This is a genomic window from Vibrio sp. 2017_1457_13 (assembly GCF_030851525.1).
Classification (GTDB): Bacteria; Pseudomonadota; Gammaproteobacteria; order Enterobacterales; family Vibrionaceae; genus Vibrio; species Vibrio metschnikovii.
In genome coordinates this window covers 1-6,450 of record NZ_VHTA01000022.1, presented here as the reverse complement: position 1 = coordinate 6,450, position 6,450 = coordinate 1, and the positions used below count along the sequence as shown (strand labels likewise).

The window sequence follows — 6,450 nt, the reverse complement described above, 5'->3', positions numbered from 1 at the left end:
CCAAGAGATGGACGATGCCAATTCATCACTGGAAGCAAGCGCTAAATCGCTTTATGATTATGTTTGAAGAACGATTAACTGATTACTTGTAAGCAATAGCAGTTACACAAAATTATTTACAGGGTCGCAATAGCAGTTACACAAAATTATTTACAGGGTCTCCGTTATTCCTCAGCTAATTCCAGAATTAAAATAGTGTGATATAGCGATCATTTGTTAATAAAACTAAGATACCAACTTGACCACCGTTTTCTAAAAAGCTTTTCCTTTTCTTGTTGCGTATTGTGCCCTCCAATGATCACGACTAACTGGCAACCGTTGGCACGGGCGACCTCCTCAACGCGTTCTTGTGTCACAGGCTCAACATAACTTGTACGATTGATTACACGTGATAGCGTTGCTGTGGATACCCCCGCTAGGTTCGCGACATCTTTCATCGTGGCCACGTTTTACCTCCAAGGTTAAATCATTAAATAACTTTTCAGCGTTTCAAAGTTCCCCAGCACAATCTGTTGCCCTTGCGGGTTAGACTTTTGTGTATAAACATCAATATGGTAAGCATCCAGTACATAGCGAATGAGTGACGCGTTGGTTTCGATACTGAGAGCGCCGTTGTTCATGGCATAATCTTTTTCGATCACCATTTTTTGTTTTTCGTTGAACCGTTGGTCGGGCACAATATCAACCGTAACTTGGGTGTTCCAAAGTTCATCCCCTAGTTTGCCATGAATGGCGTTATCGTTGATATCCGGTATGCCATGAATACGGCTTAAAACAAAGTCTCGATAATCACCAGACTGCTCACAATAAGCACGTACATGCCAGCGCAGTGGAGTACAAACCAGAGTGTGCGGGGAAATAATCCGCTCAGATGGCTCACCATCTTTGAGCGATGTGTAGCAAATATCGACACGTTTTTTTTCTCGTATCGCTTGAACAAGAGGGCGTAAAATTTCTGGTGAAATATTACGGGTAACTGGACGTACCATCGCCGTGTTCTCAAAGCCCATATCCAGTTCAGTAAACGTCACGGCCATATCTTCAGTACGAGAAAGAATATGCAGATACTCATCGGCATGTCCGCTGGTTAGCTTAGGAACAAAGCTATCACTTGGCTTGTAGCCTTTTAGCTTTTTGTCATAAATCAAGTTACCTCGTGCAATGTCTGATAGGTAAGTATTGATGTCTTTTGACGCTTGCTGCCGACCAATGCCAAAACTTTGCATTAAGTGGTTGGTATTTAATCTTCCTTCCCACAAAGCAATAATCTCAATCATCCGGTATCGAAACAGCAGATCCCAACGTATCGGCCACGCGCTCATTTTAAGACTCCTGTTTGGTTATTCGACATGTTTATGTAATCAGTATTTACCTGTCGTAAGTAAATACATACTATTTATTGGCCATAACAACGTCAATAGCGATCTAATTGAAGCTCATGAGTTTTTAATGAGTATTGCTGAAATGTAATAAAAACTTCTACATCAACTGGAATATGGTCAATGTCCATATTTTTATGGTTAGGGAAATCTATGAATAAAAAACATAATAGAATCTTAAGCCACTCCATTAGTCTCTGTCCGATTTGGCCAACTCAAGCGTCAGATAAGATTGGAAAAATGCTGCAAGAGATAAATCAGGCGAATACGATTATTAATAAAGTTGCGAGTACAGCACAGAACAGCGCAATTAAAGGTGGTTTTGCCGCAGAGACTTGGCATGCTGAATCATTCAACTTGGACGCTATTCTAAAAGATAAGGACGTTCGATCTTTTACAGATAATTTTACTAACTCTCCTCTCGCTAAAAACCATTTAACCCATGATATCGTTGTAATGAAAGGGGATGAGCAAATACTTGGTGCTCAACTTAAATACTACAAAGATGGAGAGTCTACTCAAAAGGCGTTCAGAGCGACAGAGGATGGCATTGTCAAATATAAAGACAGTGATGCGTTTATTGGGCCTGCAGATCAAATTGACCAGATTAAAGCTGCCGCAGAAAAGGACATACGCATAAATGGTCAAACACGCTCAGAAGTGGCTGAGGCAGCTGAAGCTGTGCGCGACAAGATAAGTGGAAATCTTGATGTAGATGGTGCCCAGTCAACTCCACTTAGTAAACGTGACGCAGAGTCTTTGGGTAAAGGAAACAAAGAAGGAAAGGAATTGCATGAAAGCATGCAAAAGGAATATCTCAATAAATCGACTGTTCAGCAGAGTTTGCGCGCCGCTAAATCGGCTGCGGTCATTACCACGGTCATTGCGGGTAGTATCAACACGTTCCAATCGATTAAACGCGTACGAGATGGAGAGATTACCGCCGAGCAAGCAACTTTCGAGATTCTGCAGAATACTGCTGTTGCTGCTGGTGATAGCGCATTGAAAGCGGGTGTTGCCACAGCTACTGTCAGCATGACAGCAAGAAATTTACCGACCTTGTTTGCAGGTTCAGCATTCAAGCGAGCTTTTGCTAACAATGGTGTAGCAGCAGGGGCTGTTTGTGCGGTGGATGTGGTTCAGAACGTCGTCTTATTCGCGGCGGGTAAAATTACTCGAGAAGAGCTCGAAACTCGATCTGGTCAAAATCTGTTGCAATCTGGTGCGGGAGTTGCTGGTAGTTCTGTTGGTGCAGCTGTAGGTGCTCTCGGTGGACCGGCTGGTGCATTGATTGGAGCGATCATCGGCGGTCTGATCACGTCAATGGCGATGAGCATTGCCATCGATAACCACATTGAGAGAAATTTCCGTCTGACACTTGAGGCAACAGAGAGTGTGGCAAGTAACACGATGATCATGCATGAGGCCTTGGAGTATCTGCAGGTGTCACAAGCTTTTTATGCAGAATTCCACAAAGGGCTATATTTGTCTGAGCGTCATTTTGATAACCAAGTTAAAACGATGGCAGACCAAAGTACACAACTGAAGAACCTAATCGATAATCTCTAAGGCATATTTAAAATGAGTGAAATGATTGAAGCTGTACCAACCCAAAATTTTCAACAACCATTAAATAATGCAGAGCAGGAAATGGTTGAGGTGCTTGTTACGAAATATAAAAATGACGTAGTAGTGACCCAACAACTCGCGATGGATGCCTCACGGCTTTTCTCATGCAGTGAAGAGCGTTTGAAACAACAGGTCGAAAGTGGTTTTTTTAAGCGTTTTTTCGGTGCGTTAAATGGTCAAAACAGTGAGAACCAGTTACAGAATCAGGTTGATGTGCTACAAATGCAGAAGTTTGCTTGGCATTACCTTCAGCAACTGCAGCAACAAAATCTGATTAACGCTCAAGGCATTGCCGTCATCCGCAACAACTTGGGAACGATGAATGAATACATCATTGAAACTCGCGATTTTCTCATCAAAGCAGTTGATAAAATCAACCGCCGCCTTATCCGTGTAGAGAACAATTCCAGTTTCCATCAATGGTCATTGAGTATTGAAGCGAACAAACGTCGGTTTAAGTCGATGCCTAAGGTGTTGTTGGTGCTGAATCTAACCTATGATTTTATGCGAAGTCATCCAGGAATCATGCTTACATCAGAGGACATTAACCACCTTATCGTTATCCTAGAGAAGCTGGAAGTTGACTGTGATCAAGACGTTAAATTACTAGATTTTATTCTCGATTTGATAGATAAAATTGAAGTAAGCAGCAGTATTGATCGCTACCGCTCTCTCATTGAACTGTCATACAACGAACACCTCGTTGATTCTTACTTTATTCAGAAAAACATTTCGGGATTGGCGTTCAATTCGCTCTACTATCTTTCTGATGAGTATGACCGAATCATCGACCTGCTCTCAGACATTGAAGTTTGCGACACTGACAAGAAACGAGAGCGTATTGTCTCCCGATTTTTTGGCAGAGAGTTTTCTGGTTTAGAAACACAATATCGCATGCGGGATCTGATTGAGGAAATCATCGGAGGCAGTTTACTGACTTTGGATTTCTATAAAAATGAACGCGGTCTGAACCTTTTAGCTGATGACGCCATTAAAGAGAGCGACGACGAGTCAGTGACCCTTATATGTTCACTACCGGTTATTAACACCCATACTTTCTTTGATACCAGTAATAACACACAAGCGGGTTACAATTATTTGCTGCTTTTTGCCTTATGTGTTGATAGTTCTGAGACGTTGAGCAAAGAGAGCAAAGCATTTATTAAGTTGTTGGGTGACAAAGCTGGACTCTCACCGTCATTAGAGCAAATAATGACGTTGATAAGCAACCCTCTAAAAATGCAAGAATACTTACCAACTTTGAGAGCACTTCTAGATAATGACGATATTATCTATACTTGGCTACTCGATGTGTTCTACTTTTTAACTTTGTGTCAGAAGCCACTTGACACTCCATATATTGCTCGCATTTTACAAGAACTGAAACCAGCAAAGCTTAAAGAACAATTTCCTCACATATTGGTAATACTCACAGAGCAAGATGAAGAAAAAGTACTTCTTGCTGCCGAGAAGATCCAGCAACAGAGCCATGGCTGGAAAAATATTGTGCGTTATCGAGAATTGCGTTTCGAACAATCATTTTTTGAATTGAAAAATCGTTTAGACAACGTTCGATTTGATTCTGATGAAATTGAAGACCAGCTTTCTGATCTTGAAATAAAAGCGATGGATTATGATTCTTATAACCCAAATGACTGGGATTTCTCTTTAATAGATAAGGCTTTTGGCAAGATAAGTAGTTCTTATTCTACAATTGGCCGTACTTCCTGCTTATCGTCGCTTAATAGTATCAAAAATAAGTATAGCGAGTTTATCTCTAATCATCGGAGCATTTTTTATCAGGGCAATAATGAGCTGAAGCGATGGGGTTTCTCATCTATTGATTTTAAACATGAGATTGGTTATAGAGATTTTGAGTTGGATAACTCTAGTACCAACGAAGAATGGTATGAGCAGTTTTGCCACTTTGAACGGCAGTTAACAAATACACTCCATTCTTTTCATGATGCTTGTCGTGATTTGGCGTCACAGTTAAGTCTGTTTATAGATGGGAATTTTAATGAAAATGAATCAATTCTTGAACTAAAAAAAAGGAAATATGAAGAGCAGTTAGAGCAAGAACAGCAGGAAAAATTAACTAAACAAGCAGTTGTGATCGAAAAGGATGACTGTGAACATTTGCTTAGTATCGAATGGAGTCAAATAGAGCAACCACCTTGTGATCCGGAGGATATTAAAGATATAAAAACAGACGGTACTATTTGGCTAATTGTTGATTACGACAGCCGCGTTTATCGCAGTCTTGATTGTGAAAATTGGGACAGAGTATGTCTTAGTGATAACGAAGAAAATACGCCCTACATTAGGAAATTAGTTTTTGTGGCTGATATATGGATAGCATTTTCAGGTTACAGTGAAGGCTTTTATTACTCTCAAGATGCAAAATGCTGGAAACAAAGCAATTACCCTGAAGGGTTTGGCTACGAGTTAAATGCAACAGAAGATATTTGTTGTTTTAATGGATTATGGTTATGGCGATTTACTGAGAGAAGTGAATTTACGTACGTTAAAAAAGGCCTTATTTTTGATTCTAATGAGACTTGCGGTTACGCAAGAGTGAAAGTTTTTTGCACTTCAGAACTCGACAAGCAGTGGAAGCCTTGGAAAGATACTCCAAACTTTGCTGAGGGTATTGAGGTCACGAGCATTCAGCGATTACCTAGTGGGAATGCTCTGCTAGCGTTTTGTACATATAGTTGGTTATATAAGAATTTAAAAAAGAAAAACAATGCCACTTCTTTTGTTAGTTATTTCATTGAAGGAAAAGGTTGGCGTACTTGTACATGGGAAAGTGAAGACGACAATTATAGTACGCCAATTATTACAAATATAGGTCATAATCTGTTGTGTTTGTATTCCGATAAAATGATGGAGTCTGATCAAAATGGTTACGAGTGGAGGCTTAAATCGGAGGGCTTTTATGTCAATGCTTTAGCCAGCCTTGATCATATGAGCCTATTTTGGAACTACAAGAGTTTTTATGTAAGCCCTACAGGGAAAGAATTCCATGAGTTGGTTTTTGAGGATGGTAGCTGGAATCATATCGCTGCAAACAAACAAGGTTTGATATCTGTTTACTCACCAAATTCCCATGAAACCTTTTTAAGGCGAGGTTGTTACATTTATAAGCCCAAAATCTAATTTAGGCCGTTCGGTTAGATTTGTGTTTCCCATTTGTTGTAATATAGTAAGCGCCTCGTTGTCACTCGGGGTGCACTTAACAGTTGAAAGTTTCAAGGCCACAGTGAGTCTCTGCTTTAACCAGTTGATTAGGTAACAATAACCGTCATGTCCCAGGGCGTCCGCATGAATGGTTAGAATTTAGCCGCCAACTTAAATCCAGCTAACAAGACTTGCTCCAAGAAGCCGGGGTTCATCATGCAACGCTTCTGCTTCATTGGCACACTAATTTTGGTTGGCT

The 6,450-nt window shown here is 40.5% G+C and carries 3 protein-coding genes and 1 pseudogene; 2 read left to right on the top strand and 2 right to left on the bottom strand.

Features of this window, described 5'->3' with window-relative positions:
* Positions 1–257: 257 nt before the first annotated feature.
* Positions 258–446, bottom strand: a pseudogene (locus FKN88_RS17085) (LacI family DNA-binding transcriptional regulator); the annotation flags it as partial.
* 15 nt (positions 447–461) lie between these two features.
* Complete coding sequence (locus FKN88_RS17080; RefSeq protein ID WP_306687757.1) at positions 462–1,322, bottom strand: YafY family protein; 861 nt, start codon at positions 1,320–1,322, stop codon at positions 462–464.
* Positions 1,323–1,532: 210 nt separating this feature from the next.
* On the opposite strand from FKN88_RS17080, the gene FKN88_RS17075 reads away from it, so the two are divergent.
* The gene (locus FKN88_RS17075) at positions 1,533–2,948 is read left to right on the top strand and encodes a hypothetical protein (protein WP_306687756.1); all 1,416 of its coding nucleotides are present in this window, start codon (positions 1,533–1,535) and stop codon (positions 2,946–2,948) included.
* 12 nt (positions 2,949–2,960) lie between these two features.
* Positions 2,961–6,170, top strand: a complete 3,210-nt coding sequence (locus FKN88_RS17070) for a hypothetical protein (protein WP_306687755.1) — start codon at positions 2,961–2,963, stop codon at positions 6,168–6,170.
* Positions 6,171–6,450: the final 280 nt, after the last annotated feature.